At 46.1% G+C, this 3,957-nt stretch carries 4 protein-coding genes; all 4 read left to right on the top strand.

The window, feature by feature from the left end:
• The first annotated feature begins 2 nt into the window (after nucleotides 1-2).
• Nucleotides 3-755 carry an ABC transporter ATP-binding protein gene (locus RWJ43_RS06275; protein ID WP_314009026.1) on the top strand — a complete coding sequence of 251 codons (753 nt, stop codon included), beginning with the start codon at nucleotides 3-5 and terminating at the stop codon, nucleotides 753-755.
• The gene (locus RWJ43_RS06280; protein WP_314009028.1) at nucleotides 745-2,850 is read left to right on the top strand and encodes an ABC transporter permease; all 2,106 of its coding nucleotides are present in this window, start codon (nucleotides 745-747) and stop codon (nucleotides 2,848-2,850) included. Before RWJ43_RS06275 ends, RWJ43_RS06280 begins: the two co-directional genes overlap by 11 nt.
• Before the next feature lie 135 nt (nucleotides 2,851-2,985).
• Complete coding sequence (locus tag RWJ43_RS06285) at nucleotides 2,986-3,549, top strand: PTS glucose transporter subunit IIA (protein ID WP_314009030.1); 564 nt, start codon at nucleotides 2,986-2,988, stop codon at nucleotides 3,547-3,549.
• A gap of 42 nt (nucleotides 3,550-3,591) precedes the next feature.
• Nucleotides 3,592-3,957, top strand: a 366-nt coding sequence (locus tag RWJ43_RS06290; RefSeq protein WP_314009032.1) for a nucleoid-associated protein, incomplete at its 3' end; no start/stop codon positions are given.

Raw genomic sequence — 3,957 nt, forward strand, 5'->3', positions numbered from 1 at the left:
TTTTGGTTTGTCAAAACCTCGAGAAGTACTATGGAAATCGTGGAAACATCACTAAGGCGCTGGACGGCATTAATCTTTCTGTAGCTCGCGGTGAGTTCATAGCCATCATGGGTCCTTCTGGTTCTGGCAAAACTACACTTTTGAACTGCATCTCTACCATTGATCAGGCATCTGCGGGCCACATCTTTATTGATGACCAGGAGCTTTCCAGCCTGCGCGGCGCAGAGCTTTCTGCCTTTAGGCGTGACCGCTTGGGCTTTATTTTCCAGGACGCAAACTTGCTTGATAGCCTTACTGCTCGCGAGAATATCGCGCTCTCACTAACCATTGGTCACGTCCGCGCTCAGGAAGTTTTGGAGCGCGTAGAAAACGTTGCAAAACTTCTCCAGATTTCCGAGGTACTGGACAAGTTCCCTTACGAGATGTCCGGTGGCCAGCGTCAGCGCGTTGCCGCAGCTCGAGCAATTGTTACCAACCCTTCGTTGGTCCTGGCAGATGAGCCTACTGGAGCTCTGGATTCAAAGAACGCTCGTACACTTCTGGAGAGCCTTGAGAACCTCAACCGTAATGGTGCAACTATTGCCATGGTCACTCACGATTCATATGCTGCTTCTTACGCTCATCGCGTTATTTTCATTAAAGATGGTCGCATCTTTAATGAGATAGTTCGTGGCGAGAAACCCCGTAAGCAGTTCTTTGACCAGATCATGGATGTTGTTTCATTCCTGGGAGGAGAGGGTGCTGATGTACAGTAAAATCGCGCTTGGTAACGTCAAGAAATCACTGCGCGATTTCAGCATTTACTTTCTGACATTGGCAGTAGGCGTTGCGCTGTTTTATTCTTTCAATTCAATTACGCAGCAATCTATGGTGTTGAATCTTTCTGAAGATCAGCGAAACATTGTTCAGCTTTTGAGTAATACCATTTCTGGAGTAAGCGTTTTTCTTGCCGTTATTATGGGATTTCTTTTTGTCTATGCTAATCAGTTTCTGATTCGCCGTAGAAAAAAAGAATTTGGAATGTACCAGATACTGGGTATGACCAAGAGAAATGTCTCTAAGATTATGAGTATTGAGACACTGCTTGTTGGTTTTCTCGCCCTGGTAGTTGGCCTTGTTGCAGGTATTTTTATCTCTCAATTTATGATGTTTGCAACGGCCCACATGTTCAACACAACTCTTGATTCGTTCAAATTTGTCTTCTCGCAAACTTCACTGATTCAAACGGTTATTTACTTTGTGGTTATGTTTGTGGTTGCGCTTATTTTTAACGTCACCACGGTGTCCCGCTACAAGCTCATCGACCTTCTTAACGCAGACAAAGTAACTCAGACCGTTAAGGTAAGAAATCTTACCGTCTCAGTTCTACTCTTCCTGGCTTCTCTTGGAATCATTGCTTATTCCTATATCTTGCTTCAGCACAATGGTTTAAAACAGATAGACGAAGAGTTTGCCCTGGCTACTGCTTTGGTATCTGTGGGCACAGCACTCTTTTTCTTCTCAATCTCTGGTTTCTTGCTCAGATTTATGCAGATGCAGAAGGGCTTCTACTACAAGGGTCTTCACGCGTTTATCCTGCGTCAGTTTAACGCTCGTGTTAATACTGCTTGGGTTTCCATCTCTTTAGTCTGCGCCATGCTCTTTGTGGCAGTCTGCGGACTTGGTACGGGTTTCTCGCTTGTTGACTCTATGAATGCCAGCTTCTCTAAGCTCAAAACGTACGATGTTTCTGTAGCAATTAATCCGGGCTCAGAGCGCAGTTATACTCCTGGTCCAGCAGATTCGTACGACTACCTTTCTGTAGTGCAGAAGCTAGATCCAGAGTGGGATAAAACTATCAAAAACGCCTTCCAGGTAGATACGTACTACGCTCAAGATGATCCAACAACACCTAGTTTTACGTATGGCTCTATTGATGCGGTAACGGGCAAGCGCTTTGGTGATTACTTTACCGGCTATAGCGGTCAGGAAGATCCTGCGCAGAGAAATGTGACTCTGATGAGAGCTTCTCAGTACAACAAGCTGCGTGTTGCATCTGGCCTTGAGCCTGTTGACTTTGGTACTGACGGTTATATGGTTTGGACACTTGATACTAATCTCACAAAATACTGGCAGGATTCTCTTGCAAACAATCCCGAGCTTACCATTCAAGGTCACAAGCTCCATGCCGTTGGTGGAACGCTTGACATTGCACAAACACAAGGTGGACCTGCTCTTATGCCTGCATATGGAATCGTAGTTGTTGCTGATCAAAGTTTCCCTTCAAGCACCGTTTTGACCAACTCTTACATCTTGGGCAACTATCAAACCCCAGGCGATGCCACTGAGGCTCAATTCCGAAATCAGATGAAGCAGTACTTTGGCGATGGCGGCCTAACTGGAAATGATTCCGACCCGTATTCGTTGATGTTTGTTGTTACTGCTTCTCAATACATTCAATCTACTGTTGGACTCTCTGGTATTGTGACGTATTTGGCGCTGTACATCGGTCTGGTACTCTTCATTGCGTGCGCCGCTATCTTGGCACTTCAGCAACTCTCCGAGGCATCGGACAACGCTCGCGCTTACCAAGTTCTTGCAGAGCTTGGTGCCGAGAAGGGCCTTGCAAGTCGTGCACTCTTTGTTCAGATTGGCGTGTACTTCCTGTTCCCACTGCTTATGGCAGCTGCACATGCTACTTGTGCGATGTCCATTATGGTTTCTGTCATCAAGTCGATTGGCAACTTTGATGTAGCTAGCAGCATTGGTGGAGTGGTTGCAGTCGCAGCTGCTTTGTATGGTGGATACTTCCTGGTTACCTATTTTGCTGCACGTTCAATCATCTTTAGAGGTGCTAAGAGGATGCAGTAAGTTGCACCTTCGTGTTGTAAATTCGTGAAAGAAGGACGGATGTTTCTCTGTGGAGCATTCGTCCTTCTCGCTTAGGTAAAATAGAAACGTTATGTCAGATGGTATCTGTGCAGAGCACATACTCAAGGAGGCATCATGGGTCTTTGGTCAAAGGTTAGAAATGTGTTTGTTCCTTCTAATGGAACAGAGCAGCCTCAGAAGGCTACATTTGCTACCAGGGAAGACACTATCTATGCACCAGTTTCTGGTGTTCTGGTAAGCGTACAAGAGGTTCACGATGAAGTAATCTCAAGCGGTCTCTTTGGCCAGGGCTATGGTATTTTGCCCGTTGGTCTTGATTGCGTCTACGCTCCTTGTAATGCCCGCGTTACCGCAACTAACGTAACCAATCATTCAATTGGCCTTACCACCGATACAGGTATTGAGATTTTGATTCACATTGGCGTTGGTACCATCGAAATGAATGGCAAGGGTTTTACCCGTTACGTTCATGCTAACGATGAGGTCAAGGCTGGTACTCCACTGATTTCGTTTGACGCTGCTGCCATTGAAGAGGCAGGATATGAGAACGTTGTGGTTGTTACCGTTGTTAACGCAGATACGTATGAGCGCATTGACCTCATTGGTGAGTCCGGAACGCTGATTGGTGGTCGTCCACTGGTTAAGATTGGCGATCCTTTAATGTGCGTCAAGCACTAGGGTTTCTCGCCAGCAAAGCATCTGCAATAAACGAGGTTTTACATGCTTAGAGTTACTAAGGCAATTCTTCACGTCTTTGATTTTGAGACGGGAACTAAATACTTCTCTCAATCTACCTTGGATTTAGAGGACCGTCAGACAAAGTCATATGTGCAGCGTAGACTGCGTAAAATTACGGCAAATCCAGAGTCTAGGCACGGAGAGTTTGCTCCTACCAGTAATTTTGCTGGAGGTCTTCAGGAGTATGCTCACGGAGATGTTGAGTTTGTAGAGTTTTCTCACCAGATTGCTCAGTGGTTCTGGGAAGAGCTTCGTCGTGCAGATGACGTTGAGCAGTGCGATCTTCTTGTAGCGGACTACATTGATACCGATGCAGGTCAAGCGCTTGCCAGTGCTGCTGCAGATGAC

It is taken from the genome of Lancefieldella parvula, from assembly GCF_963530955.1.
Classification (GTDB): Bacteria; Actinomycetota; Coriobacteriia; order Coriobacteriales; family Atopobiaceae; genus Lancefieldella; species Lancefieldella parvula_A.

What these genes read in the sequence shown, in the direction of transcription:
- RWJ43_RS06280 (WP_314009028.1), top strand. Translation starts at nt 745, where the DNA reads ATGTACAGTAAAATCGCGCTTGGTAACGTCAAGAAATCACTGCGCGAT.
- RWJ43_RS06285 (WP_314009030.1), top strand. Translation starts at nt 2,986, where the DNA reads ATGGGTCTTTGGTCAAAGGTTAGAAATGTGTTTGTTCCTTCTAATGGA.